The organism is Streptomyces sp. NPDC033180 (assembly GCF_055577645.1).
Map to the genome: position 1 here is coordinate 1,055,698 of NZ_JBVIPU010000001.1, position 26,130 is coordinate 1,081,827.

The window sequence follows — 26,130 nt, forward strand, 5'->3', positions numbered from 1 at the left end:
GGTCAGCCGCCCTTTCGTCGGGATCGGCCGGGCCGCTGGCACTTCGGGCACCAGAAGAGATTGCGGGCGGCGAGATCGGCGGTGCGGATCTCGCCGCCACAGATGTGGCAGGGCATCGTGGCCCTGCGGTACACGTACACCTCGCCGCCGTGGTCGTCGACGCGCGGCGGACGGCCCATCGCCTCCGGCGTGTGTTCGGGCCGGACGGTGTCGATGCGGTTGAGCCGCACGCCCTCGCGCATCAGGGCGACCAGGTCCTCCCAGATCGCCGTCCACAGGGCGGGCTTGATGTCCTTGCCCGGGGTGTACGGGTCGATGCCGTGCCGGAAGAGGACCTCGGCGCGGTAGACGTTGCCGACGCCCGCGATGACCTTCTGGTCCATGAGGAGGGCGGCGATGGTGGTGCGGCTGCGCGCGATGCGGCGGTAGGCCTTCTCCGGGTCGTCCGCCTCCCGGAGGGGGTCGGGGCCGAGGCGGGCGTGTATCGCCTGCTTCTCCTCGTCCGTGATCAGGGCGCAGGTCGTGGGGCCGCGGAGGTCGGAGTGGTACGCGTCGTTCAGGAGGCGCAGGCGGACGGTGTCCGTGGGGGGCGGGGCCGGGGTCTCGCCGAGGGCGTACTTGCCGAAGAGGCCGAGGTGGATGTGGATCCAGCCGGTGTCCGCGAAGCCCAGGAAGAGGTGCTTGCCGTGGGCTTCGGCGGTGTCCATCTCCTGACCGTCGAGCAGGGCCGCGCTGTCGGAGAACTTGCCCTGGGGGCTGGTGACCTTCAGGGGGCCGCGGCCTTCGAAGCGGGCGCGGTGGTCCTCCGCGAGGCGGTGAATCGTGTGCCCCTCCGGCACGGGGTCCTCCTGGGTTCAGGTCGGAGCGGGCTCCTTTTCTCCAATCCCGCCCCTTCCCGAAACCGGGGCTCCGCCCCGGACCCCGACGTGGCTCGGTCAGTCACCGGCTCCGCCGAATTCGTCCTCAAACGCCGGACAGGCTGAAAACTGCAGGGCAATCGGGCGGGTGGGTGGGAAAAACAGCCCCTCCGGCGTTTGAGGAGCGGGGTCCGGGGCGGAGCCCCGTGGCCTCGCTACTGCTGCGGGTGGTGCGCCGGGATCGGGGGCAGCTCGCCCGATGCCTCGTAGGCGGACAGCATGTCGATCCGCCGAGTGTGACGCTCTTCACCCGAGTACGGCGTCGTCAGGAAGATCTCGACGAACTTCGTCGCCTCTTCCCGCGTGTGCATCCGGCCGCCGATCGACACCACGTTCGCGTCGTTGTGCTCACGCCCGAGCGCAGCGGTCTGCTCGCTCCAGGCGAGGGCGGCCCGAACCCCCTTCACCTTGTTCGCGGCGATCTGCTCCCCGTTGCCGGAGCCCCCGATCACGATGCCGAGCGACTGGGGGTCCGCCGCCGTCTTCTCCGCGGCGCGGAGGCAGAAGGGGGGGTAGTCGTCCTGGGCGTCATAGATGTGGGGCCCGCAGTCGACGGGCTCGTGGCCGTGGCTCTTGAGCCATTCGACCAGGTGGTTCTTCAGTTCGTAGCCGGCATGATCCGAGCCGAGGTACACGCGCATGCGTCCGAGTGTGGCACGTCACGGGGCGGGTAGCGGCGACCGGGGGCCGGACCTTCTCCCCACTGGTCCGGGCCATTGATCACCAAGGTCTGGGCCATTGGGTCGGAATACAACGATCCGGAGTCGGGACTTCCGTCACGTTCACCCCTGAGTTTGAATGCGGGGGCTCGTGACCCGAGAACTTAAGGATTCGTCCATGACCTCGCAACCCTCCCTTGCGAAGGCAGACCGCAACCCCGTCGATCCTGGGGATTCGCAGCCTGGAGACACCGGCGACGGCCTGAAGGCCGGGCTGAAGAACCGCCACCTCTCCATGATCGCCATCGGTGGCGTCATCGGAGCGGGACTCTTCGTCGGCTCAAGCTCCGGCATCGCCGCCGCGGGGCCCGCCATCCTCGTGTCGTACGCCCTCGTCGGCACGATGGTCGTCCTCGTGATGCGGATGCTCGGCGAGATGGCCGCCGCACGGCCCACATCGGGCTCCTTCTCCACCTACGCGGACCAGGCGCTCGGCCGCTGGGCCGGTTTCTCGATCGGCTGGCTCTACTGGTTCTTCTGGGTCGTGGTGCTCGCGGTGGAGGCCACCGCGGGGGCCGTCATCCTCAACGGATGGATACCGGCCGTCCCGCAGTGGGGATGGGCCCTCATCGTGATGGTGGTGCTGACCCTGACGAACCTCGTCTCGGTCGGTTCCTACGGTGAGTTCGAGTTCTGGTTCGCCGGGATCAAGGTCGTCGCCATCGGCGGCTTCGTGATCATCGGTCTGCTCGCCGTCTTCGGCGTGCTGCCCGGCTCCGACAACCCCGGCGCCGGATTCGCGCACCTCACCGACGCGGGCGGATTCATGCCGCAGGGCGCGGGCGCGATCCTCACGGGCGTGCTCATGGTCGTCTTCTCGTTCATGGGCTCCGAGATCGTCACGCTGGCCGCCGGCGAGTCCGAGGACCCGCAGCGCGCCGTCACCAAGGCGACGAACAGTGTCATCTGGCGTATCGGTGTCTTCTACCTCGGCTCGATCTTCGTCGTCATCACGCTGCTCCCCTGGAACGACAAGTCGATCGTCAAGGACGGTTCGTACGTCGCCGCGCTGAACTCGATCGGCATCCCGCACGCCGGCCAGGTCATGAACGTCATCGTCCTGACGGCCGTGCTCTCGTGTCTCAACTCCGGGCTCTACACCGCTTCCCGCATGGCGTTCTCGCTCGGCCAGCGCGGTGACGCGCCGAAGTCCTTCGCGCGCACCAACAAGCGTGGTGTGCCGCAGACCGCGATCCTCGGGTCCGTCGTCTTCGGCTTCGTCGCCGTCTGGTTCAACTACCAGTGGAAGGACACCGTCTTCGACTTCCTGCTGAACTCCTCGGGGGCGGTGGCCCTGTTCGTCTGGCTGATGATCGCGTTCACGCAGCTGCGGATGCGCGGGATCATCCTGCGCGAACAGCCGGAGAAGCTCGTCGTGAAGATGTGGCTCTTCCCGTATCTGACCTGGGTCACGATCGCGATGATCTCGTTCGTGCTGGTCTACATGCTGACCGACGAGACCGGGCGCAAGCAGGTCCTGCTCTCGCTGCTCGCGGCGGCGTTCGTGGTCGTCTTCTCGCTCGTACGGGAGAAGGTGCGGCCCCGCGACGCCGCGGAGGCGAGTGTCGGCACCGACTCGGTCGACACCGATTCGGTCGACACAGGCTCGGTCGACGCCTAGCCGGTCCCGCCCGACGGTGGCGCGGTCGACGTACCCGCCACCGTCGGCGGACGCGTGGTCGGTCCCGGCGGCCCGCCGCCGCCCTGATCGCGCGCCGTGACGAACATGACGGCCGCCACGGCGGCCGCGACCAGCAGCACCACGGCGGGCAGCAGGTACCGCCGCCAGTCGGGCCGAGGGCGGTCGTCGGGCTCACGCGATGCCGGCGTGGGCGCCGCGAGCACCGCCCGCAGCGCCTCCTCCACCGCGTCCAGATCCGGTCGCGCCGCCGGGTCCTTGGCCAGCAGCGCCGACAGGAGCGGCCGTAACCCGCTTGGTTCCGGCGGTAGTTCGGGCGCCTCCTGCAGGACCGCGACCAGCGTGTTCAGGGCCGACGCGCGAGCGAACGGCGAGCTGCCGCGCAGCGCCGTGCAGAGCGTCGCCCCCAGGGACCAGAGGTCGGACGGCGGCCCCTGCTCGGCCCCGGAGACGCGCTCGGGCGCCATGTACTCGGGCGAGCCCACCAGCAGGCCCGCCTGTGTGAGGCGACCCGTGTCCTGGAGCGCCGCGATGCCGAAGTCGGTGAGGACGACCCGGCCGGCAGACCCTCCCGTGGCCAGCAGGACGTTCTCCGGCTTGATGTCACGGTGCACCACGCCCGCCGCGTGCACCCTGCGCAGCGCCGCCACCAGCGCGAGGCCGACGCGCGCCGCCCCGCGCTCGTCCAGGGGCCCCTCGTCGTCGACGTACCGGGCGAGTGAGCGCGCGTCGACCAGTTCCATGACGATCCAGAGGCGGCCGCCCTCCTCCGCCACGTCATAGACGCGTACGACGCCGGGGTGGTCGATCCGCGCGATGGCCCGCGCCTCGCGCAGCGCGCGTTCTCTGCGAACGCGCGCGTCCTGTGTCTCGGCGCCTTCGACGGCCTCATCGACCCGCATCTCCTTCACGGCCACACGGCGGTCGAGGAGTTCGTCGGCAGCGCGCCAGACGCGGCCCATGCCGCCCTGGCCGATGACGTCGAGCAGGCGATAGCGGCCCGCAAGCACGCGGAGCTCCGGCATGGGTGTCCACCCCCATCTGCTCCCAACTCTCCTTTCATGACAGCACAGTTCACCCGGATTCCCGATCCCCTGCGGCAGCTGGGAAAACTTGACGGAAGGTGTCAGGTTTTCCGGCGAAGCTCTGTCGCGTCAGCAGCACTTCTCGGAGGGATCACCGTGGACTTCACCGCTCAGCGACTCGTGTTCCGGCCCGGCGACGACGGGTACGACGAGGAGATCGCCGGATTCCAGACCGGTTTCACGCAGCGGCCCGCGATCGTGTTCGCGGCCGGCAGCGCCGATGACGTCGTCGCCGCCGTGTCGTACGCCGCGGACGCGGGACTGCCCGTCGGCGTCCAGGCCACCGGGCACGGGCTTCCGGGGTCCTCGGAGGGCGGCGTACTGATCAGCACCCGGCGGATGGACGCCGTCCGGATCGATGCCGCCACGCGCACGGCCACCGTCGGCGCGGGCGTCCGCTGGGGCCAGGTCATCGACGCCGCCGCGGCGCACGGTCTCGCGCCGCTGAACGGTTCGGCGCCGGGCGTGGGCGCTGTCTCGTACACGCTGGGCGGCGGACTCGGCGTCCTGGCCCGGGAGTTCGGATACGCGGCCGACCACGTCCGGTGGCTCGACGTCGTCACGGCGGACGGCACTCTGCGCCATGTCACAGCGGAGAGCGAGCCCGAGCTCTTCTGGGGGCTTCTGGGCGGGGGCGCGAACCTCGGGGTGGTGACGGCCCTGGAGACCGGTCTTGTGCCGGTGGCGCGGCTGTACGGCGGGGCGATCGACTTCGACGGGCGTGAGGTCGACCCCGGCCGGGTGCTGCGGGCGTACGAGGCGTGGACGCGGACGGTGCCGGACGAGCTGACCTCGTCGGTGGCGGCGCTCGTCTATCCGGACATGCCGCAGCTGCCGCCCTCTCTGCGGGGCCGCTATCTCCTCACGGTCCGGGTCGCCTGGACGGGCTCGGAGGCCGAGGGCGAACGCCTGGTGGCGCCGCTGCGGGAGATCGGGCCCACCGTGTCGGACTCGATGCGGGAGATGCCGTACACCGAGAGCCACACGATCCACAGCGACCCCGACTTCCCGCACTCCTACTACGGGGACAGCGTGGTGGTGCGCGAGCTGGATCTCGCGGCGGCCAGTGAGCTGCTGACGATGACCGGTCCGGCCGCCGAGTCGATGCACGTGGTCCAGATCAACCAGCTGGGCGGGGCGCTGGCGAAGCCCGCGGGCAACGCGGTGCCCTACCGGGAGGCGGGGTGGCTGGTGCGGGTGCTCTCGCCGCTGGAGGGCCCCGGCCTCGACGCGGTGCGGGCCGTGCAGGCGCAGGCGTTCGGTCTCTTCGCGCAGGGGAGCGCGGGGCGGCTGCTCAACTTCGCCTTCGCCGCCGGGGACCGGCCCGAGGGCCTGTACGACGCGGGTACGCGCGAGAGGCTCGCCGAGCTGAAGGCCACGTACGACCCGGCGAACCTCTTCAGGCGGAACTACGGCGTGAGCGCTGCCGGTTGACGGCTGCTACCGGTCGAGGAACTTCCACGCCGTGGGCAGCACGCCCATCGCGAGCGCGGCCTTGAGGGCGTCGCCGATCAGGAAGGGCGTGAGCCCGGCGGCGACGGCCTGGGTCATCGACATGCCGGTCGCGGCGGCGAGGTAAGGAACACCGACCGCGTAGATGATCGCCGAGCCGAGCACCATCGTGCCCGCGGTGCGCAGGACGGAACGGTCGCCGCCGCGGCGGGCGAGGGCGCCGGCCACGGTGGCGGCGAGCAGCATGCCGAGCACGTACCCGAGGGACGGCGCGGCGACGCCGGAGCCCGCCTCCGCGAACCACGGCATGCCCGCCATGCCGACGAGGGCGTACACGGCGAGGGAGAGGAAGCCGCGGCGGACGCCGAGGGCGGTGCCGACGAGGAGTGCGGCGAAGGTCTGCCCGGTCACCGGTACGGGCGAGCCGGGGACGGGCACGGCGATCTGGGCCGCGATGCCGGTGAGGGCGGCGCCGCCGAGGACGAGCACCGCGTCCTTCGCGCGGGACGCGGGCAGCAGGTCCGCCAGGACCTGGCCGGGACGGGAAGAGACGGCGGCGATGCTCATCGGGACTCCGCGGGTTCTGGGACGGGCAGTTGGGACTCCGCGACGCTATCCCAGGCGGGGACGCCTCTCACGGTGTGCGGGTGACAAGGTGCGGGGCACCTTGTTGGTGGGCTCTGGACAATATGCGGGGCCTACCCCCTGCGGCAGCGTGATGCTCGTCACGGAGGTGGGCGGGGTGAGCGCCCCGTTTTGCGTACGGGGATGCCGCCCAGGGAGACTGTAGGTTCCCGCCAAAGTCTTTGTGAGCCCGAGAGCAGCGCTGAGCACCATGCACGACGCACCCCCCGAGTCATCGGCGCCCAGCAGCGCGGGCACGACGGGAACGGAACCCGAGCCGCTCGGCGGCGGCCTGAAGCAGCGGCATCTCACCATGCTCGGACTCGGCGGGGTCATCGGGGCCGGGCTTTTCGTCGGCTCCGGCGCCGGGATCGCCGTCGCGGGGCCCGGCATCGTCGTCTCGTATCTCATCGCCGGCGCGCTCGCGATGTGCGTGATGAGGATGCTCGGCGAGATGTCGGCCGCGATGCCCGCATCCGGGTCCTTCTCCGTGCACGCCGAGCGTGCGCTCGGCCGCTGGGCGGGGTTCAGCGTCGGGTGGCTGTACTGGTTCCTGCTGGTCGTCGTGCTCGCCGTGGAGGCGACCGGTGCCGCGCAGATCGCCAACGGCTGGGCGCCGGGTGTGCCGCAGTGGGCCTGGGTGCTGATCTTCATGCTGGTGTTCACGGCGGCCAACCTCGCCGCCGTGAAGAACTTCGGCGAGTTCGAGTTCTGGTTCGCCGCCCTGAAGGTCTTCGCGATCGTGGCGTTCCTGGTGCTCGGGCTGCTCGCGGTCCTCGGGGTGCTTCCGGCTGCGTCGCATTCCTCCGGGGACCCCGTGGGCCTCACCAACCTCACCGGTGACGGCGGTTTCCTGCCCAACGGCTGGGAGGGCGTGACGTCCGGGGTGCTCGCCGTCGTCTTCGCCTTCGGTGGCCTGGAGGTCGTGACGATCGCCGCGGCCGAGTCCGACGACCCGGTGCGCTCGGTCTCCCGCGCCGTGCGCAGCGCCGTCTACCGCATCCTCTTCTTCTACGTCGGCTCGATGCTGGTCATCGTGACGGTGCTGCCGTGGACGGCTCAGAAGGCCGGCGTCAGTCCGTATGTGACGGTCCTCGACTCGATCGGGGTGCCGTCCGCGGGCACGATCATGAACATCGTGGTGTTCGTGGCGCTGCTCTCGGCGCTGAACGCCAACCTCTACGGCTCATCCCGGATGGTCTTCTCCCTGGCCGAGCGCGGCGAGGCCCCGAAGGCCCTCCTGAAGGTGTCGGGCGGCGGGGTGCCGCGGCGGGCCGTCCTCGCGTCGGTGGCCTTCGGCTTCGTCTCCGTCGTACTGAATCTGAGGTGGCCGGACTCGGTCTTCCTCTACATGCTCAACTCGGTCGGCGCGGTGCTGCTCTTCGTGTGGGCGCTGATCGCGGTCTCGCAGCTGCGGCTGCGGCGGCGCATCGAGCGCGAGGCGCCGGAGCGCCTTGTCCTGCGGATGTGGGCGTTCCCGTATCTGACGTGGGCGGCGCTCGCGGCGATGGCGGCCGTACTCGGCCTGATGCTGACCGACGACGGAGCGCGGCCCCAGCTGCTGTGGTCGGCGGGCGCGACGGGCCTCGTACTCGTCGTCGCGGGGCTGCGGGAATGGCGCTGCGGGAGTGGCGCGAGGCGCACATGAAACGGATGTGAACATCTCGTGTCCACGGCTTCACAACGTGTGAGCGTCGTGTCCGTATAGCGGTCAGGTGTTCCCTGTCAGCGGTGCCGGACTTCAGACTGTGGGCCGCTCGCTCACCCTGCTGTGGGCCGCTTGCTCACTCCGCTCAGCTCCCCCGTCTCAGCTACTGAACAGGGCACGCCCATGTCTCGGACGTCCACCCCCAAGGACGCATCACCCGACGCGGCCCCCGAGGCCTCCAAGGTCGATTCACCGCTCGTTCACGGCCTCAAGCAGCGGCATCTCTCCATGATCGCCCTCGGTGGCGTCATCGGAGCCGGCCTCTTCGTGGGCTCCGGAGCGGGCATCGCCGCGGCCGGCCCTTCGATCGTCCTCGCGTACGCGATCTCCGGCGCGCTCGTCATGCTCGTGATGCGCATGCTCGGTGAGATGTCGGCGGCGAACCCGGCGTCAGGCTCCTTCTCGGTCCACGCCGAGCGGGCGATCGGCCCGTGGGCGGGCTTCACCGCGGGCTGGGGCTTCTGGTTCCTGCTCTGCGTCGCCGTCGGTCTCGAAGGCATCGGCGCCGCGAAGATCATGGTGGGCTGGTTCCCCGACAGCCCCGAATGGGCCTGGGTCGCCCTCTTCATGCTGGTGTTCTGCGGGGCCAACCTGACGGCCGTGAAGAACTTCGGCGAGTTCGAGTTCTGGTTCGCCGCCCTCAAGGTCGGCGCGATCACGCTCTTCCTCGGCATCGGCGTCCTGGCGATCCTCGGCATCCTGCCCGGCTCCGACGTCTCCGCCCCCGGCACGGACAACCTCACCGGCGTGGGCGGCTTCATGCCGAACGGCACGGACGGCCTGATCATCGGCCTCCTCGCGTCCGTCTTCGCGTACGGCGGTCTGGAGACCGTCACGATCGCGGCCGCGGAGTCCAAGAACCCGGTCCAGAGCGTCGCCAAGGCCGTGCGCACGGCGATGTGGCGCATCGCCCTCTTCTACGTGGGCTCGATGCTCGTCGTCGTCACGCTGCTCCCCTGGGACAACAAGGAGGTCGTCGCGAAGGGCCCGTACGTCGCCACGCTCGACCACCTGGGCATCCCCGGCGCCGGCCAGATCATGAACGTCATCGTCCTGATCGCCCTGCTCTCCGCGATGAACGCCAACATCTACGGCGCCTCGCGCATGTCGTACTCCCTGATCGCGCGCGGCCAGGGCCCCAAGGTGCTCGGCCGCGTCGACAGCGGCGTCCCGCGCCTCGCGGTCCTCGCCTCCTCGGTCTTCGGCTTCGTCTGCGTCCTGCTCAGCTACTGGCGCCCCGACGACGTCTTCCCCTGGCTCCTGAACATGATCGGCGCGATGATCCTGGTCGTCTGGATCTTCATCGCCGTCTCGCAGCTGATCCTGCGCCGCAGGACGGAGAGCGAGGAGCCCCGGAAGCTGGTCGTGAAGATGTGGGCCTACCCGTTCCTGACGTGGGTGGCGCTCGCCGCGATGGCGTACATCTTCTACCTGATGACGGAACAGCCCGACACGCGCAAGCAACTCCTGGCCACGGGCACGCTGACGCTGGTGCTCGCGGTGATCGGCTTCGTGCGGCAGAAGACGGCGGAGAAGCGGGCTGCGGTGGCCGCCGAGTAGCGGCACCTGCGCTCTTCGCGCGAGAGGGCCCCGAGTCGACGGACTCGGGGCCCTCTCGCGTCTCCCAGGACTCCGGTCCTAGGACGAAGGGCTGATCAACTCCGTAGTGCACCTGCTGCTAGCCTGCACTTGCATACAGGTTGCAATAAGCGTTGCACTACAGCAGAGCAGCAGTCGGAGGGCTCGGATCATGGCTATTTACACGCTTCCAGAACTTCCGTACGACTACGCGGCGCTCGAGCCGGTCATCAATCCCCAGATCGTCGAGCTGCACCACGACAAGCACCACGCGGCGTACGTGAAGGGCGCGAACGACACCCTTGAGCAGCTGGAGGAGGCGCGCGACAAGGAGACGTGGGGTGCCATCAACGGCCTGGAGAAGAACCTGGCCTTCCACCTCTCCGGCCACATCCTGCACAGCATCTACTGGCACAACATGAACAGCCCGAAGGACGGTGGCGGCGGCGAGCCGCTGGCCGCGGACGGTGTCGGCGACCTCGCGGACGCGATCACCGAGTCCTTCGGCTCCTTCGCCAAGTTCAAGGCCCAGCTGACCAAGGCCTCGGCGACCACGCAGGGCTCGGGCTGGGGCGTGCTCGCCTACGAGCCGCTCAGCAACCGCCTCATCGTCGAGCAGGTCTACGACCACCAGGGCAACGTCGGCCAGGGCTCGACGCCGATCCTGGTCTTCGACGCCTGGGAGCACGCCTTCTACCTGCAGTACAAGAACCAGAAGGTCGACTTCATCGACGCCATGTGGGCCGTCGTCAACTGGCAGGACGTGGCCAGGCGTTACGACGCCGCGAAGCAGCGCGTGAACAGCCTGCTGCTCGCCCCCTGAGCCTGCCCCCTGAAACGCCCCGCCTCGTGATCGTCTTCTCAACCTTCGCCGAGGCAGGCGGATAGACGAAAGGCCCCCGTGAGGACATGACTCACGGGGGCCTTTCGGTATGCCGGGTTCCGGGGGACGGTAGGCCCATGTCGGACCCTTCCAAGCGCTGCCTCAGCTGCGGTGACAGCTACCAGCTGTTCCGCTGGCTCAACGACCTGGAGCTGGCGTACGTCGTCTCGAAGGTGGGCCGCGCGGATGCCGGGACCTTCCGGCGCTGCACCCACCCGGGCTGCCTGCGCGTCCAGCCGCACTTCGACTACAAGCGCGGCTTCCGCCTCCCCGAGCAGTTCCGTTAGTCGAAGATCGGCCCCTGCGTACGCGTCCGCTTGATCTCGTAGAAGCCCGGCGTGGACGCGACCAGGAGCGTGCCGTCCCAGAGCCTGGCCGCGGCCTCGCCCTTGGGGGCGGGTGTCACGACCGGTCCGAAGAAGGCGACCTGCTCGCCGTCCGCGCCCGGAACGGCGATGACGGGCGTGCCCACGTCCTGGCCGACCATGTCGATGCCCTCCTTGTGGGAGGCGCGCAGCTGGGTGTCGTACTCGTCCGAGTCCGCGTACTCCGCCAGCTCCTCGGGCAGGCCGACGTCCTTGAGCGCGGCGGCGACCGCCTCACGGGTCGGGCCCTCGCCCTGGTTGTGGAAGCGGGTACCAAGGGCGGTGTAGAGCTTGCCGGTGTACTCGTCGCCGTGCTTCTGCTGGGCGGCGATGACCACGCGGACCGGGCCCCAGGCCTTGTTCTCCAGCATGTCGCGGTACTCCTCGGGCAGCTCGTCGAGCCTGTCCTCGTTCAGTACGGCAAGGCTCATGACGTGCCAGCGGACCTCGACATCGCGGACCTTCTCCACCTCGAGCATCCAGCGCGAGGTCATCCAGGCCCAGGGGCACAGCGGATCGAACCAGAAGTCAACAGGGGTCTTGCCGGACTTGCCGTTCTCGGACATGTCTCTCCCTAGGGAATACGTGCGCGCTTGGCCAGGGGAACGTCAGTGATCTACCCGGGCATTCCCGGATACCGCGCGCTGAGGGCACATGCGAGGATCGTAGACATTCGTACAGGTCGTGCGATCCACGACTTACACCTGCGAGTACAAGGGAGTACCGCCCGTGCCCGGTGAGAATCTTTCCCGCGACGAGGCCCAGGAAAGGGCCGCGCTGTTGTCCGTCGACGGGTACGAGGTCTTTCTCGACCTGCGCTCCGCGATCGGCGAGAGCGACCAGGAGCCGCGCACGTTCCGCTCCGTCACCACCCTCCGCTTCCGCTCCGCCGAACCGGGCGCCACGAGCTTCGCCGACCTGATCGCCCCGAGCGTCACCGCGCTCTCCCTCAACGGCAGGGACCTGGACCCCGCCGAGGTCTTCGACGGCACCCGGATCACGCTGGAGGACCTGGCCGCGGAGAACGAACTGGTGGTGGACGCCCAGTGCGCCTACAGCCGCACCGGCGAGGGCATGCACCGCTTCGTCGACCCGGAGGACGGCGAGGTCTACCTCTACACGCAGTACGAGCCCGCGGACTCGCGCCGCGTCTTCGCCAACTTCGAGCAGCCCGACCTGAAGGCGCCCTTCCGGTTCGAGGTGCAGGCACCCGACGGATGGACCGCCTGGTCGAACGGCGCCGGTGAACTGGCCGACGGTGTATGGAAGTTCGCCGAGACGAAGCCGATCTCGACCTACATCACCGCTGTCGTCGCGGGCCCTTACCACTATGTGACGGACTCCTACAGCCGCACCTTCGACGACGGCACGACGCTGGACATCCCGCTCGGCGCGATGTGCAGGAAGGGGCTCGCCAAGCACTTCGACGCGGACGACGTCTTCCTGGTCACCAAGCAGGGGCTCGACTTCTTCCACGACAACTTCGACTACCCCTACCCCTTCGGGAAGTACGACCAGGCCTTCGTCCCGGAGTACAACCTGGGCGCGATGGAGAACCCCGGCCTCGTGACCTTCCGCGAGGAGTTCATCTTCCGCGGCAAGGTGACCCAGGCGTCGTACGAGCGCCGGGCCAACGTCATCCTGCACGAGATGGCGCACATGTGGTTCGGCGACCTCGTCACCATGCGCTGGTGGGACGACCTGTGGCTCAAGGAGTCCTTCGCCGACTTCATGGGCGCCTTCTCGATGACCGAGGCGACGCGCTTCACCAACGGCTGGATCACCTTCGCCAACAACCGCAAGGCGTGGGCCTACCGCGCCGACCAGCTGCCCTCCACGCACCCGGTCACGGCCGACATCCGCGACCTGGAGGACGCCAAGCTCAACTTCGACGGGATCACGTACGCGAAGGGTGCCTCGGTACTGAAGCAGCTCGTCGCCTACGCCGGACGTGACGCGTTCCTCGAGGGCGCCCGGCGCTACTTCAAGCGGCACGCGTACGGGAACACCCGCCTCGGCGACCTCCTCTCGGTCCTCGAGGAGACCTCCGGGCGCGACATGGCGTCCTGGTCGCAGGCATGGCTGCAGACGGCGGGCGTCAACTCCCTGACGCCCCAGGTCATTCTGAACGCGGAGGGCCGGATCACCGAGCTCTCCGTGGTGCAGGAAGCCGCCGAGTCGCACCCCGAACTGCGGCCGCACCGCGTGGCGGTGGGCCTGTACCGCCGCACGCCCGAAGGCGAGCTCACGCGGTACGCACGCGCTGAGCTGGACGTCGAAGGAGCCCGCACGGTCGTGTCCGAGCTGGCCGGCGAGGAGGCTCCCGAGCTCGTCCTGGTCAACGACGACGACCTGACGTACTGCAAGATCCGCTTCGACGAGACCTCCCTCGACACGCTGCGCGCGCACCTCGGGGACATCACCGACCCGCTCGCCCGCGCGCTGTGCTGGTCCGCGCTGTGGAACCTCACCCGGGACGCGCTCATGCCCGCCCGGGACTTCATCGGGCTCGTGCTGCGGTTCGCGGGGCGCGAGAGCGACATCGGTGTCCTTCAGACGCTGCACACCTGGGCCGACTCGGCCCTCACCTTCTACGCCGCCCCCGAGTGGCGCGAGGAGGGCGGGCGTGCGCTCGCCGAGGGCGCGTTGCGGGAGCTGCGGATCGCGGAGCCCGGCAGCCAGCACCAGCTGACATGGGCGCGGTTCTTCGCCGCGGTGGCCTCGTCGGCGGCGGATCTCCAGCTGCTGCAGGGCCTGCTCGAAGGGACGGCGAAGATCGACGGCCTGGACGTCGACCAGGAGCTGCGCTGGTCCCTGCTCGGCCCGCTGTCCGCGCACGGCGTGGCCGATGAGCGGATGCTCGCCGCCGAGCTGGCCCGTGACGACACGGCTTCGGGCAAGCGGCATCAGGTGCGGTGCCTGGCGGCGCGGCCCTCCGAGGCGGTCAAGGCGCAGGCGTGGGCCGCCGTGGTGGAGTCCGACTCCCTGTCCAACGCGCTGGTGGGGGCGACGATTTCGGGCTTCGCCCAGTCTTCGCAGCGGGAGCTGGTCGCTCCGTACGCGCCCAGGTACTTCGCCGCCATCGAGCGGTTGTGGGCCGAGCGGTCCATCCAGATCGGGATGGACGTGGTGAAGGGTCTTTTCCCCATCCTCCAGGCCGATCAGGGGACGTTGGACGCGGCTGATCTGTGGCTCGCCTCGCACGAGTCGGCCGCCCCCGCCTTGCGGCGGCTCGTACTCGAGGCCCGGGATGACCTTGCCCGGTCGCTGCGGGCGCAGGGGTGCGACTCGGCTGCCGCTTCCTAGGCCGAGAGGGAGAGCGGCCGGCGGAACGTACCGCGCGCAAACAGACCTTTTCGGCAGTCGAACGTCTGCACTTTAGTGCGGGGTTGTCCGGTTATGTCGACGGGCCTGTAACAGCGGTTAGGGGGCGGAGGGGCAGCGGGAATGGCCCGGTCATGAACCACAACACCCCGCTCTCCCCCCGCCCCCTCCGTCACCTCGCCGACGTCCAGCGTCGCGTCATGAGCACCGCCCAGCTCCGCGCCCACGGCATCTCCCCCGCCGACATCGCCGCCCACTGCCGTCCTGAAGGGCCCTGGCAGCAGTTGCTCCCGGGAGTCTGCCTGCTGCACCCGGGCCCGCCGACCAGTGAAGAGCGCCTGCACGGCGCCCTGTTGTTCGCGGGGCGGCCGCCGGCCAAGGCGGCGAAGACCGTGCCCGCGCAGCCCGGCGCGGGCGAGTCCCACGCCCCGTACGCCGACGCCCTGATCACGGGGCTCGCCGCGCTCGCCCTGCACCGCTTCTCGTCGGCTCCCCCGCTGCTCTCCCTGGACCGCATCGACGTCCTCGTCCCGCGCACCCGGCGGCTGCGCTCCACCGGCTTCACCCGGCTCGTGCGGACCCAGGCGCTGCCGACCGCCGTACAGATCAACGGAGTTCCGGTGGCCCCGGTGCCGCGCGCCCTCGCCGACGCCGTGGCGGGGCTCACCGAGGCGGGCGCGGTGCGCAGGCTGCTCACCGAGGCGGTGCGTGGCGGTCACTGCGAACCGGCCGCCATCGTGCGGGAGTTGAACCAGGCGAAGCTGCTCACCCGCCCGCACGTGGTGGACGCGGTGGACTCGCTGCTGGCCGAAGGCCGGGCCATCGCCGAGGACCGGTTGTACCGGATGGTCGCCGAGCACGGCCTGCCCGATCCGCTGTGGAACGTCGATCTGCGATTGCCCGGCGGGCCGCATCTGGGGGGCGTCGACGCCTACTGGCCCGATCTGGCCGTCGCGGTCGAGCTGGACACGCGCGCACCCCGGCAGGGACTCAGGCCGGACGACGACGCGCTGTGGTCCGAATACGCCCGCAAGCGCGAGCACTTGGAGCGGCTCGGCATCACCGTCGTCCACCTGACACCCAAGAAGCTGCGCGAGTCGCTCGAACAGCAGGCGACGGTCGTACGGACCGCGTTGATGGCTTCGGGTGACCGCGATCCGGCGGCGTATGTGGTGGTTCTCCCCAGGTAGGACCCTGGGCGGGGCGCACGACGGGCCCCGCCCCTTTCGCGTCACTTCCCGCAGAACTCGGCGTTCAGGACCGCGTACAAGTCGCCTTGCATGCTGTTGAAGTTGGCGGCGAGCGCATGGCGGCCGTCCTCGGTCGACAGCATCATCGTCGTCGAGCCGTGCACATCACCGCCGTTGCCCCAGACGACCTTGCCGCACTTGGTCGTGCGGCTCACCAGGCCGAGCCCGTAACCCCCGTCCTCGCCGCCCTCCCCCTGCGGGACGGTCCTCTTCATCTCGGCGAGCTGCTTCTTCGGCAGGAGCTTGCCGCGCAGCAGGGCGGTGTTGAAGCGGTTCAGGTCAGCGGAGTTGGAGATCATCCCGCCCGATGCGCCCATCATGGACGGATTCAGCTCCGTCACGTCGTGGGTCCTGGCGTCCGGGACGCCGGACAGTTTCATGTACGCGCGCGAACTCGGCTCCGGCAGACCGAACTCCGTACGCGGGGGCACACTGGTGCCGCCGAGCCCCAGCGGCTCGATGATGCGCCGCCGGATCTCGTCCGCGTACGTCTCGCCCGTCACCTTCTCGATGATCATGCCGGCGAGGATGTAGTTGGTGTTGGAGTAGTTCCAGCCCTCGCCGGGCTCGAAGTCCGGCTCGTGGCGCATGGCGATGGCCACGTGCTGCTCGGGGGTCCAGGTGTCGTAGCGGTGGGCGAGGAACTTCTCGGTGAACACCGTGTCCTGGACCCCGGGGTCGGCCAGTACGTCGTAGATCCCGCTGGTGTGGTTGAGGAGCCGGCGCACCGTGATGCGGTCGCCGTCGTGGCCGTTGCCCTCGACCACGCCCGGCAGCCACCGCCCCACTGTGTCGTCGAGGCTCAGCTCCCCCTCGGCCACCAGCTGGAGCAGCACCGTGGAAAGGAACGTCTTGCTGATGCTGCCGACGCGGTAGTGGTCGTGGGCGCCGCGCGGAGTCTGCCGCTCGACGTCCCCGATGCCCGCTGCCGAGTCCCAGCCACCGTGCCTGTCCTTCACCTGGACCGTCACGCCGGGGGCTTCGTCGTTGACCGCGGCTTCCATCGCCCGCTGCGTCGCCCGGTGCCGGTCGCCGTGCCCACCACCGCCACCGGGCTCCCCCGCGAACGCGGGCCCCGCGAACACCCCCGCCGTCACCGCCATGGCCACCCCCGCGGCCACGCCCGTCAGGCCTCTCGCACGTACTGACATCCGTTCTCCTCCGTTGTCGACTGCGGTCGGCCGGAGGGACTCCCGGGGCCGGTGAGGAGGTTGAACGCCGTGCGCGGGTTGAGCGTGTTTCAGCCCTTCTTGAGGATCAGTTCCGTGTTCCGGTCCCTCGGCTCGCCACCCAACGCGGGCTTCGCGCCAGGGGCGTTGAAGGAAAGTTCGCGGTAGAGCGCGGCGAGGCCGGTCTGGGAGAGGTCGGCGTAATCGGTGCGGTGCGGGGCCGACGACTCGATGAGGGTGGTGAACAGGGAGATCGTGCCGTCGTGGTTGTCGCTCAGCTCCACCACGCGGGCCAGCTGCGGGAAGTCGATGTGCGAGGCCGTGGAGATCTCCCAGAAGGAGCCGCGCGGGGTCTGGTGCGGGGTGATCCTGTTCTTGTGGCTGTGTCCGTTGACCCACGCCAGGACGGAACGGTGGCGGCCGAGCAGCGCGACGATCTCGTTGCCCCCGTGCCTGCCCTCGCGCGGGCGGTCCGGGTCCTGGCGCAGATTCCGCATGGTGCGGCTGGTGTGATGGCTGAGGACGATGACGTACGACCCGCCGCCGTCCTTCTGCTCGTTCGCCCGCAACTCCCGCTCCAGCCACTCCATCTGGGCCGTGCCGAGCGAGCCTTCGTAGTGGCCGCCGGGGTCCGTCGAGTCCAGGCTGATGCCGAGCACGTCGTCGCTGATGCGGAAGGAGTAGTACTGGGTGCCCGCGTCGAGGTTCTCCTGCGTGTAGCCGTGGCCGACGGGACCGTGTCCCTTGTACGCCGGGTCGAGGTGGGCCTCGACGTACTGGGCGGGGGTGAAGGGCGCTCGGCTCTCGTCGGGGGTGACCGAGCGCATCCGCCGCGCCTCGCTCTTCAAAAGCTCCTTGAAGTGCTCGCCCTTGGGGTCACGGCCCTTCTTGACGGCCTTCCACAGGGCGGCGCCGCGCGACTCGTCGAGGGACATCAACTTGCGGCCGCCGACGGCGAATTCGGAGAAGTACGAGTCTCCGGGGCCCCAGCAGCCGCCGGGCAGCGCGTCGTGGTTGCCGACCGTCGAGTACCAGGGCAGCCCGAGTCCTGGGCTGTTGACCTCGCGGAGCGCGGCCTCCAGGAAACCGTCGACCTGCGGGAAGCCGAGGGCCTTGTCGGAGTCGCGGAGGTCGTCGTCCGGGTGCCAGTACAGCTTCAGGCCGCTGTCCTGGACGCCTTCGTAGCGGCGCGGGTCACCGGTGTTGGGGTTGATGCGCCCGCCGCTCATGGTCTTGAGGAACCAGTCGAGTTCGGAGCGGGAGTTGTTGTCCGTGTTGTCGCCCGTCGTCACCACGCAGTGCAGCGGCGATCCGGTGGCGGGGGCGCCGCGCAGCGCGTTGACCCGCTCGACGAGCGCGACCGCGCCGGCCACCGAGAGAGCCTCCTGCGGGCGCCAGGCGCTCGCGGTCTGGGCGCGCAGATACTCGTACCGCAGCGGGTGCTGTACGTCGACCAGGTGCAGGTCGGTGAACTGGACGAACGCGGCGAGCGGGGTGCGCCGCCCCTCGCGGCCGTTCTTGGCGGCGGCGAGATCACCGCGGACCACCCGCTCCCAGGCGGGACCGTCGCCGAGCCGCCGATAGCCCGAGGTGCCGCGCGGGGTGGCGACGGCCCCCAGCGTGGTGCCGCCACGGTACGGCGCCAGCGGCGCGGCGGGCGCCTGCCGGGAGAGCGCGACGGGAGCCGGTCCGCGCGCGGCGGCGGCGTGGCTGGTGGCGGGTCTCAGGGCGTAGCCGATGCCCGCGGAGAGGGAGACGGCTCCGGTGGCCGCGAGGAAGGCCCGGCGGTCCACGGCGGACACGGCGGAGTGGGTGGCGGACTGGGCGGCGGTGGCGACAGAGCGTATGCGCGACATGCGCGTCTCCCCGATTGCGAACGCGTCGGCAGTGGTCGCGGGCAGCTCCGCACCAGGCGAAATTCCCGCTCGTACTGGATCGTTGGCATCCGGGATGACCTGCACGTTAACGAGACCGCAACGGGCAACGCCGATCACCGTACGTGGATCATCAGGCACCCTCCGCGGTCACACACCCCTCTCCCAGCGGAGAGGAGGCGGTCACTCCACGTTCATCTTTCGGGGAAGGGAAGGCCGTGGGGGGCCTCAGGAGGGCGCCGGCAGGTGTCCGTCATCGGGCCGGGTCCGCCACAGGTCGAGCCCGATGTCGACGAGGCCGACCCGGTCGAGTGCGGGGACGTCCGCCAGCGCGTGCCAGGCCGCGAGATCGGTGGAACCGCCCCGCTCGTGACGCAGTTCGCCGCCGGTGATCCGCGCCTCGTAGACGATCCGCAGGCCGTGGAAGTCGGCCACGGCACCGAGCTTGCGCGGGTAGCGGCGGCGCAGCGAGTCGATGCCGAGCAGCGCGCGCGGCTCGATGACGTACCCGGTCTCCTCGTCGGCCTCGCGGATCACCGTGTCGTACGGGTCCTCCCCGTGGTCCATTCCGCCGCCGGGCAGCGTCCAGCGCTTGCTGCCGTCGCCCGCCACCCAGCGGGCGAGCAGCAACTGCCCGTCCTGCACGCATACGGCGTAGGCCGCCACCCGGAGCTCTTTGTTCACAGAGTGACGCTAGTCCCCTTGGGTGGGATTGGCAGGGGAGTACTCGGGAGCGGTCCAGCTCCAGGGGTTCGCGCAGAGGGTCTCCACTGCCTCGGTGAGGGTGAAGCGGACCGTGCGGGAGCCGTCGTCGGCGTGGTCCGTGCGAGCCGTGCCGGTGAGCTGGAGGGTCGTTCCGGTCGCCCAGTCGAGGAAGAGGAGGCCGGCGCGGGGGTCGGTGGCGAGGTTGCCGAGGGTCAGGAACATGGAGTTGCCGGGGTAGTCCCGCCAGGTGAGTTCATAGGGGGAAGGGACCTGGACGAAGCCGGGATTGCCGCCCCGGTGGCTGGCGTCGGCGCCCTGTGCGTGGACGGTGGCGAGGAAGAAGGTGTCCGCCTCGGCCAGGAACGCGCGCTGGTCGCCGGTGAGCTTCACTCCGCGGCGAGGCGCTTTCGGGCGGTCCGCCATGGCGCCCTGCGGAAGCTGCCGCTTCTGGATGTACTTCGGGCAGTTCGAGAAGACCTGATCGGCCTCGATCGCCAGGCCGCGGGGTGTCGGCCGCGCCCGGCCGTTCAGCCGCAGGCGCCGCCGGGTGCGGGGGTCCAGGGCGATCGTGCCCACGGGAGTGCCCTCCCGGGCGAGGGCCCGCGCGAGGGGGTCGGCCCGGCTGAGGCCGCCCGCGATCGACAGCTGACGCGGCCCCGTGGCCCGCATGAACCCCGGTTCTCCGGTGAGCAACGAGGCCCAGACGGCGCCCGCGTGGTCGGCGCCGCCGATCACGAGCATGGGCTGGAGTTCGAGGAAGGCGGCGGCGACGGGGCGGATGCCGTCGCCGATGGACCGGCCCACGTGATCGGCCGACTCCCGCACGCCGACGCGATCCTGAACGGCGCGGGAGCCGTGGTGGTACGGGTCGTACGGGGTCATGACACTCCGCTTTTCGGCGGCCCACCCTACGCGGGTAACCTTTGACAATTACTTTAGCGGTTAGACTCAGATCGAGTCAACCAGTCACGTACCCTTTGCTGGTTAGCCTCGAAGGGAGCTCCCATGACCGCCGCGCCCCGCGACCTCCACGACCCCCGCCCCCTCGTCGGCGAGCCGCTCTCCCTCGACCTGCTCAACACCCGGTGGACGGCGGACGGCGTGCGCCGGGATCTGCTCACGGACACCGATGGGCTGACCGTCTGGCTCGCCGCCCACCGGCTCGACGACCGTTTCGGCGCGGACGAGGCGACGCTGGAGCACGTACTACGGGCGCGCGACGCGATCTCCACCGTCGTGGACGGCCCGGACGCGGTGGCGGGGATCGCCCGCGTCAACAAGATCCTCGGACACGGGCGGATCCGGGCGACCCTGTCCCCCGAAGGCCCTGGCGAGGAGCCCGAGTTCAAGGACGTGACGTGGGGCGCGGCCTGGCTGGCGGCGCGGGACTACCTGACGCTGCTCGCCACCGCGCCCGACCGCATCCGCCCCTGCGCTCACGAGGCCTGCGTCCTGCACTTCTTCGACACCTCGCGCAACGGCACGCGACGCTGGTGCTCCATGGCCGCCTGCGGAAACCGGGCGAAGGCCTCCCGCCACTACGCCCGCGCCCGCGAGGCCTGAATCACCCGCTATGTCACCGATGGCGCATGGCGGAATTGCGCCACGCCCTGATCCTCTCCGGACAACTCTCCCCAAACAGCAGTCACTTACGTAAGGCTGAGCGGTCATCCGGTTCCGGATTCCGGACCTTTTCGACCTTTACGTACAGGGATGCTGATGCACAGATCCAGTGCTAGACGCACGACCCGCCTCGCGATAGCCGTCGGTCTGACCGCCGCGCTCTCCGCCGCCGGGCCCATACCCATGGCTCTCGCGGCCGACGGCGACCCCGGGGGCCAGACCACCCCCAAGTCCGCCGAGAAGAAGCTGGGTTCGGCCGACGCCGATCTCCTCGCCGACGCGAAGGCGGAGGGCGAGAAGACCGTCACGATGATGGTCGCCACCGCGCCCGGCGCCACCGAGCAGGTCGCCGGCCAGCTCGACGCCGTCAAGGGCGGCTCGGTCGGCCGGACGTACGACAAGCTCGGCTACGTACGCGCCACCGTGCCCACCGGCAAGGCCGAGTCCGCCATCGAGGCCGCGGGCAGGCTGTCGTCCGTGCACGGCATCGACCTGCGGCACGAGATCGAGCTCGACGACCCGACGCCCGCCGCCGACCGCGCCAAGGGCGCGAAGAAGGCGGCCGAGGGGACGTACGCCGGGCCCGGTAAGAACACCCCGGCGAAGAACCCGTACAACCCGTCCTTCGAGACGGGCGCCGTCGACTTCGTGAAGAAGCACCCGAAGGCGGACGGCCGCGGCACCACCATCGGCATCCTCGACTCCGGCGTCGACCTGGGCCACCCCGCGCTCCGGAAGACCACCACGGGCGAGCGGAAGATCACCGACTGGGTGACCGCGACCGACCCGATCGTGGACGCGGACGGCACCTGGCGGCGCATGACCAACCCCGTCACGGGCCCCGTCTTCACCTGGGACAGCGAGACGTGGAAGGCCCCCGCGGGCTCCTTCCAGGTCAACCGCTTCCGCGAGTCGGCCACCGTCGGCGGCGACGCCAACGGCGACATCAACCGCGACGGCGACACCACAGACAGCTGGGGCGTCCTGTACGACCCGGCTGCCGGGACGGTCCGCGTCGACCTGAACGACAACAACGACTTCACCGACGACGAGACGATGAAGCCGTACAAGGACGGCCACCAAGTCGCCTACTTCGGCAAGGACGACCCGGCGACCGACGTCGTCGAGCGCGTCCCCTTCGTCGTCGAGATCCGCAAGGACGTGCCGACCGACCCGTACGGCGGCGACTGGGTCGGCAAGAAGGCCGACTTCGTCAACATCGGCGTCATCGAGTCCGAGCACGGCACGCACGTCGCGGGCATCACCGCGGCCAACGGCCTGTTCGGCGGCGAGATGAACGGCGCCGCTCCCGGCGCCAAGCTCGTCTCCTCGCGCGCCTGCACCTGGTCCGGCGGCTGCACGAACGTCGCGCTCACCGAGGGCATGATCGACCTCGTGACGAAGCGCGGCGTCGACATCGTGAACATGTCGATCGGCGGCCTCCCGGCGCTCAACGACGGCAACAACGCGCGCGCCGAGCTCTACAAGCGCCTCATCGACGAGTACGGCGTCCAGCTGGTGATCTCCGCGGGCAACTCGGGCCCCGGCGCGAACACCATCGGCGACCCGAGCCTCGCCGACAAGGTCATATCGGTCGGCGCCTCCATCTCCAAGGAGACCTGGGCTGCCAACTACGGCTCCGCCGTGGAGAAGTCGTACGCGATGATGCCGTTCTCCTCGCGCGGCCCGCGTGAGGACGGCGGCTTCGCGCCGATCATCTCCGCACCGGGCTCGGCCATCAACACCACACAGACCTGGCTGCCGGGCTCGCCCGTCGCCGAGGCGGGCTACCAACTGCCCGCCGGTTACTCGATGTTGCAGGGCACGTCGATGGCATCCCCGCAGGCCGCGGGCGCCTCGGCGCTGCTGCTCTCCGCCGCGAAGCGAGAGAAGGTCGACCTGACCCCGGCGAAGCTGCGCACGGCGCTCACCTCGACCGCGGACCGTATCCGCGGTGAGCAGGCGTACGCGCAGGGCACCGGCCTGATCAACGTGGTCGACGCCTGGAACGCCATCGAGGACGACGCGAAGGCGCACACGTACACGGTGAAGGCCCCGGTCGACACCGCCCTGGAGCAGGAGCTGAAGAAGCCCGGCACCGGCATCTACGACCGTGAGGGCGGCCTGAAGACCGGCCAGAAGCGGACGTACGACGTCACGATCACCCGCACATCGGGCCCGGACCGCGGCATCCGCCACGAGCTGGACCTGGTCAACAACCACGAGCGCACCTTCGAGCTGCTCGGCAAGGGCGCGGTGACGCTGCCGCTGAACAAGCCGGTCACGGTCAAGGTGCAGGCGAAGGCCAAGTCGGCCGGTCTGCACAGCGCGATCCTGACGGTCGACGACGAGCGCTCCGAGGGCATCGACCAGCAGATCATGTCGACGGTCGTCGTCTCGGCGCCGCTCGCCAAGCCCGCGTTCACGTTCTCGGCGTCCGACGCGGTGAAGCGCAACAGCACCGAGTCGTACTTCGTCACCGTCCCCAAGGGCGCCAAGTCCCTTGAGGTGGCGCTCGGCGGCCTGAAGGGCAAGAGCCAGACGCGGTTCATCGCGGTGCACCCGTACGGCGTCCCGGTCGACTCGACGTCGTCACTGACGTGTTACGCCAACTACGAGAACCCGGCCAACACCTGCCGCCCCGACCTGCGTTCGTACCCCGAGCCGCAGCCGGGCGTGTGGGAGATCGAGGTCGAGTCGCGCAGGACGTCGCCGCTTCTGGACAACCCCTACAAGCTGGACGTCTCCGCGCTGGGTGTCGCCTTCGACCCCGCCGTGCAGACGGTGCCCGAGGCGAAGGTCGGCACGCCGGCGCCCGTCTCCTGGAAGGTCACCAACAACTTCGCCGCCGTGGACGGCAAGTTGAAGGGCGGTCCGCTCGGCTCCGCGAAGGCGGCGAAGCCGTCGATCAAGCAGGGCGAGACGCAGACGACGACCGTGGTCGTGCCGGAGGGTGCAGAGCGGCTCGACGTGGCCATCGGCTCGACGGCGGACACCGCGGCCGACCTCGACCTGTCGGTCTCGAAGGACGGGGCGGTCGTGGGTTCGTCGGCGGACGGCGACTCGGAGGAGTCGGTCAGCCTCACCAAGCCCGCCGCCGGTACGTACGAGATCGAGGTGGCCGGCTACTCGATCCCGTCCGGCACCACCGCCTACGACTACCGGGATGTCTTCTTCTCGGGCGCGCTGGGCTCGGTGAAGGTGGACGAGTCGGCGCCGGTGAAGCTGGCGAACGAGGCTTCCGCCCAGGTGACCGCGGAGGTCGCGGCGGACGCGCCCGCGGCGGAGGGGCGTCAGCTGTTCGGTGAGGTGTCTCTCTTGAACGGTCGGGGGACGGTTGCCGGCACCGGCAGTGTCCTGATCGAGAAGGTGACGGCGCCGTAGGCTGCGCCTGAGCCTTGCGTGCCGTCATCACCGGCTTCGCCGAGTTCGTCCTCAATCGCCGGACGGGCTAGAAATAGCCCGGCCGGCGTTTGAGGCCGTCTTTGACCTCAACCCCCACCTCGTGCACCGCATTACGCGCCCCCGCGAGCGGCTGTACGCGCCCCGCGAGATCCCGCGCCCGACAGCGGATCGAATGCCGCCCAGGCGCCAACTTCCTCACGAGGGAGAAGCGTTGCCACGTCGGCCCGGCGCCCGGCGGGTCCACCGCGGCCGTCTCCCAAGGCCCTCCGTCGACCGATACCTCGACGCTCACGACCTCCGTCGCACTCCACGCCCGGCCACTCAACTCCACCTCCCCGGGACGGAGTTGCGCCCCCTCCCTCGGCACGAACAACTTGCTGCTCACGTCAACCTCCCGCACCGGGCTCCGGGACGACTCCCCCGGCAGAACGCGGTTGTAGAGCTGCGTGGTGAACAGCCCGTCCGCCCTGCGGTCCGCCAGGACGACGCGGGTCAGCCATTTCACCGAGTTCGTGCCGAACATCCGCGGCACCACCGCCCGCAAGGGAAAGCCGTGCTCGGGACGGAGCGGCTCACCGTTCATCCCGTGCGCGAGGAAGACACCGTCACGGGCCACCGGCAGGGGCAGATCCTTGACGTACGTGACGCCGTCCTGCCCCTGGAAGGACCCCGTGTCCGCGCCCTCGAACCAGACGTGCCGCGCGGCCGCGCTCGGCACCGCACGGTCCAGGAGCGCGGCGAGCGGCACCCCGGCCCACTCCACCTGCGCCACCGCCCGCGTCGGTACATCCGGCGCGAAGGGGCTCCCGAAGCACTCGTGGAAGGCGGCGAGCCGCTGCGTCCCGAGGGAGAGAACGGCGGCCATGTCGAGCCGCAACGGGTGCTCGACGAGCCCCTCCACCACCAGCGCCCAGTCGGCGGCATCGATGTCCGGCACGCCCAGGTGCTTCCGCACGAAGACGTCGTCGGTCGGCGTGAAGTCGGGCTCGGGCGCGGGCACTTGGGGCTTCATGTAGTAACCATAAGCATACTGAGACCCTTACATCCAGCACATTCGGGCGCGTTCAGCACCGCATCCCCTCCGCTCGCGGCAGCGCCCGCTCGATCCACGCCCGGTCCTTGGCGATGTCCGCCCCCCGCGTGGCCCAGATGTCCGGCGACGCCTCGCCCTTCGGGATGCCGATCAGGGTCCGGTCGCCCGGGCGGAGCCGCGGGTCCACGTCCACGTCCATCACGAACGTGATCTGTTTCTTGCCGCTGACCGGCTTGTAGTAGCGGGAGACGTCCAGGACGATCCGCTCCTGCTCCGCTCCGGGGATCGGCTCGACCCGGTTCACCGTTCCCTCGACGATGAGCCGCGCGCAGGCCACGTAGCCCTCGGGCGAGAGGTCCTCCGCGGCCCCGCCGCCGTCCTTGCTGTCCTCCTGGGCCTCCCCCTTCGCCGCGTCGGAGTCCGAGCTGCCGCTGATGCCCCCTCCGCCCTGCATCGCGAGCCAGGCGGTCCCGCCCACCAGCGAGACGGCCGCCACGGTCGCGGCAAGACCGAGCGCCACCTTCACACCGTGCCGCCGCAGCGCCCCGGGGGTCCCGGAGGGCTCGGCAGGACGTATACCGATCCGCCGCTCCGGCACCGCCAGCGCACGGCCGACCACTCCGATGTGCTCCCGCAGCAGTGCGACATCCGCCACAGCCGCGGCGTGCTCCGCAGCGAGCTCCGGGTCCCGCCCTGAGACACCGGTCAGGGGCTCGTTCAGGAGGGCGAACATCAGCGCGTCGTATTCGTTCCCGGCCACGTCGTCCTCGGCCACCG

Annotated in this window: 21 protein-coding genes; 10 read left to right on the top strand and 11 right to left on the bottom strand. The window is 70.0% G+C overall.

Features of this window, described 5'->3' with window-relative positions:
* Positions 1-2 precede the first annotated feature (2 nt).
* Complete coding sequence (locus tag ACZ5WE_RS04790) at positions 3-839, bottom strand: Fpg/Nei family DNA glycosylase (RefSeq protein ID WP_467687498.1); 837 nt, start codon at positions 837-839, stop codon at positions 3-5.
* 233 nt (positions 840-1,072) lie between these two features.
* On the bottom strand, positions 1,073-1,558 hold the full coding sequence (locus tag ACZ5WE_RS04795; protein WP_467687496.1) for a ribose-5-phosphate isomerase: 486 nt from the start codon (positions 1,556-1,558) through the stop codon (positions 1,073-1,075).
* Between the two features lie 196 nt (positions 1,559-1,754).
* On the opposite strand from ACZ5WE_RS04795, the gene ACZ5WE_RS04800 reads away from it, so the two are divergent.
* On the top strand, positions 1,755-3,257 hold the full coding sequence (locus ACZ5WE_RS04800; protein WP_467687494.1) for an amino acid permease: 1,503 nt from the start codon (positions 1,755-1,757) through the stop codon (positions 3,255-3,257).
* Here ACZ5WE_RS04800 and ACZ5WE_RS04805 read toward each other — a convergent pair.
* Positions 3,254-4,300 carry a serine/threonine-protein kinase gene (locus tag ACZ5WE_RS04805; protein ID WP_467687492.1) on the bottom strand — a complete coding sequence of 349 codons (1,047 nt, stop codon included), beginning with the start codon at positions 4,298-4,300 and terminating at the stop codon, positions 3,254-3,256. The two genes, ACZ5WE_RS04800 and ACZ5WE_RS04805, sit on opposite strands and share 4 nt — an antisense overlap.
* A gap of 156 nt (positions 4,301-4,456) precedes the next feature.
* Here ACZ5WE_RS04805 and ACZ5WE_RS04810 point away from each other — a divergent pair, with 156 nt between their 5' ends.
* Positions 4,457-5,794, top strand: a complete 1,338-nt coding sequence (locus ACZ5WE_RS04810) for an FAD-binding oxidoreductase (protein ID WP_467687490.1) — start codon at positions 4,457-4,459, stop codon at positions 5,792-5,794.
* Positions 5,795-5,800: 6 nt separating this feature from the next.
* Here the strand turns inward: ACZ5WE_RS04810 and ACZ5WE_RS04815 are convergent, their stop codons facing one another.
* Positions 5,801-6,379 carry a biotin transporter BioY gene (locus ACZ5WE_RS04815; protein WP_467687488.1) on the bottom strand — a complete coding sequence of 193 codons (579 nt, stop codon included), beginning with the start codon at positions 6,377-6,379 and terminating at the stop codon, positions 5,801-5,803.
* A 268-nt stretch (positions 6,380-6,647) separates the two neighbouring features.
* On the opposite strand from ACZ5WE_RS04815, the gene ACZ5WE_RS04820 reads away from it, so the two are divergent.
* The 4 genes from ACZ5WE_RS04820 (at position 6,648) to ACZ5WE_RS04835 (ending at position 10,892) form a co-directional block, all read left to right on the top strand.
* The gene (locus tag ACZ5WE_RS04820) at positions 6,648-8,084 is read left to right on the top strand and encodes an amino acid permease (protein WP_467687486.1); all 1,437 of its coding nucleotides are present in this window, start codon (positions 6,648-6,650) and stop codon (positions 8,082-8,084) included.
* A gap of 183 nt (positions 8,085-8,267) precedes the next feature.
* The gene (locus tag ACZ5WE_RS04825; RefSeq protein WP_467687484.1) at positions 8,268-9,704 is read left to right on the top strand and encodes an amino acid permease; all 1,437 of its coding nucleotides are present in this window, start codon (positions 8,268-8,270) and stop codon (positions 9,702-9,704) included.
* A gap of 190 nt (positions 9,705-9,894) precedes the next feature.
* Positions 9,895-10,545 (top strand): superoxide dismutase, encoded by a 651-nt coding sequence (locus ACZ5WE_RS04830; RefSeq protein WP_467687482.1) that lies wholly within the window; start codon positions 9,895-9,897, stop codon positions 10,543-10,545.
* Positions 10,546-10,682: 137 nt separating this feature from the next.
* Positions 10,683-10,892: a hypothetical protein gene (locus ACZ5WE_RS04835; RefSeq protein WP_467687480.1), complete on the top strand. Its 210-nt coding sequence runs from the start codon at positions 10,683-10,685 to the stop codon at positions 10,890-10,892.
* On the opposite strand, the gene ACZ5WE_RS04840 is transcribed toward ACZ5WE_RS04835, so the two are convergent.
* Positions 10,889-11,536, bottom strand: a complete 648-nt coding sequence (locus ACZ5WE_RS04840) for a mycothiol-dependent nitroreductase Rv2466c family protein (protein ID WP_467687478.1) — start codon at positions 11,534-11,536, stop codon at positions 10,889-10,891. The two genes, ACZ5WE_RS04835 and ACZ5WE_RS04840, sit on opposite strands and share 4 nt — an antisense overlap.
* A gap of 163 nt (positions 11,537-11,699) precedes the next feature.
* On the opposite strand from ACZ5WE_RS04840, the gene pepN reads away from it, so the two are divergent.
* Complete coding sequence (gene pepN, locus ACZ5WE_RS04845) at positions 11,700-14,276, top strand: aminopeptidase N (protein WP_467687476.1); 2,577 nt, start codon at positions 11,700-11,702, stop codon at positions 14,274-14,276.
* Positions 14,277-14,428: 152 nt separating this feature from the next.
* Positions 14,429-15,484: a hypothetical protein gene (locus ACZ5WE_RS04850; protein WP_467687474.1), complete on the top strand. Its 1,056-nt coding sequence runs from the start codon at positions 14,429-14,431 to the stop codon at positions 15,482-15,484.
* A gap of 41 nt (positions 15,485-15,525) precedes the next feature.
* On the opposite strand, the gene ACZ5WE_RS04855 is transcribed toward ACZ5WE_RS04850, so the two are convergent.
* The 4 genes from ACZ5WE_RS04855 to ACZ5WE_RS04870 all read right to left on the bottom strand — a co-directional run bounded on the left by ACZ5WE_RS04855 (position 15,526) and on the right by ACZ5WE_RS04870 (position 20,174).
* Positions 15,526-16,695: a serine hydrolase domain-containing protein gene (locus ACZ5WE_RS04855; protein WP_467687472.1), complete on the bottom strand. Its 1,170-nt coding sequence runs from the start codon at positions 16,693-16,695 to the stop codon at positions 15,526-15,528.
* Positions 16,696-16,784: 89 nt separating this feature from the next.
* Positions 16,785-18,569: a TIGR03767 family metallophosphoesterase gene (locus tag ACZ5WE_RS04860; RefSeq protein WP_467687470.1), complete on the bottom strand. Its 1,785-nt coding sequence runs from the start codon at positions 18,567-18,569 to the stop codon at positions 16,785-16,787.
* 246 nt (positions 18,570-18,815) lie between these two features.
* Positions 18,816-19,271: an NUDIX hydrolase gene (locus tag ACZ5WE_RS04865; protein WP_467687468.1), complete on the bottom strand. Its 456-nt coding sequence runs from the start codon at positions 19,269-19,271 to the stop codon at positions 18,816-18,818.
* 9 nt (positions 19,272-19,280) lie between these two features.
* Complete coding sequence (locus ACZ5WE_RS04870; protein WP_467687466.1) at positions 19,281-20,174, bottom strand: pyridoxamine 5'-phosphate oxidase family protein; 894 nt, start codon at positions 20,172-20,174, stop codon at positions 19,281-19,283.
* 123 nt (positions 20,175-20,297) lie between these two features.
* Here ACZ5WE_RS04870 and ACZ5WE_RS04875 point away from each other — a divergent pair, with 123 nt between their 5' ends.
* On the top strand, positions 20,298-20,855 hold the full coding sequence (locus tag ACZ5WE_RS04875) for a CGNR zinc finger domain-containing protein (protein ID WP_467687464.1): 558 nt from the start codon (positions 20,298-20,300) through the stop codon (positions 20,853-20,855).
* 150 nt (positions 20,856-21,005) lie between these two features.
* A complete protein-coding gene (locus tag ACZ5WE_RS04880) occupies positions 21,006-24,299 on the top strand; it encodes a S8 family serine peptidase (RefSeq protein WP_467687462.1) in 3,294 nt (1,097 codons plus the stop codon).
* A 67-nt stretch (positions 24,300-24,366) separates the two neighbouring features.
* Here the strand turns inward: ACZ5WE_RS04880 and ACZ5WE_RS04885 are convergent, their stop codons facing one another.
* Together ACZ5WE_RS04885 and ACZ5WE_RS04890 are read right to left on the bottom strand one after the other, a co-directional pair.
* Positions 24,367-25,332 carry a molybdopterin-dependent oxidoreductase gene (locus ACZ5WE_RS04885; protein ID WP_467687460.1) on the bottom strand — a complete coding sequence of 322 codons (966 nt, stop codon included), beginning with the start codon at positions 25,330-25,332 and terminating at the stop codon, positions 24,367-24,369.
* 52 nt (positions 25,333-25,384) lie between these two features.
* Positions 25,385-26,128 (bottom strand): hypothetical protein, encoded by a 744-nt coding sequence (locus tag ACZ5WE_RS04890; protein ID WP_467687458.1) that lies wholly within the window; start codon positions 26,126-26,128, stop codon positions 25,385-25,387.
* Positions 26,129-26,130 lie beyond the last annotated feature (2 nt).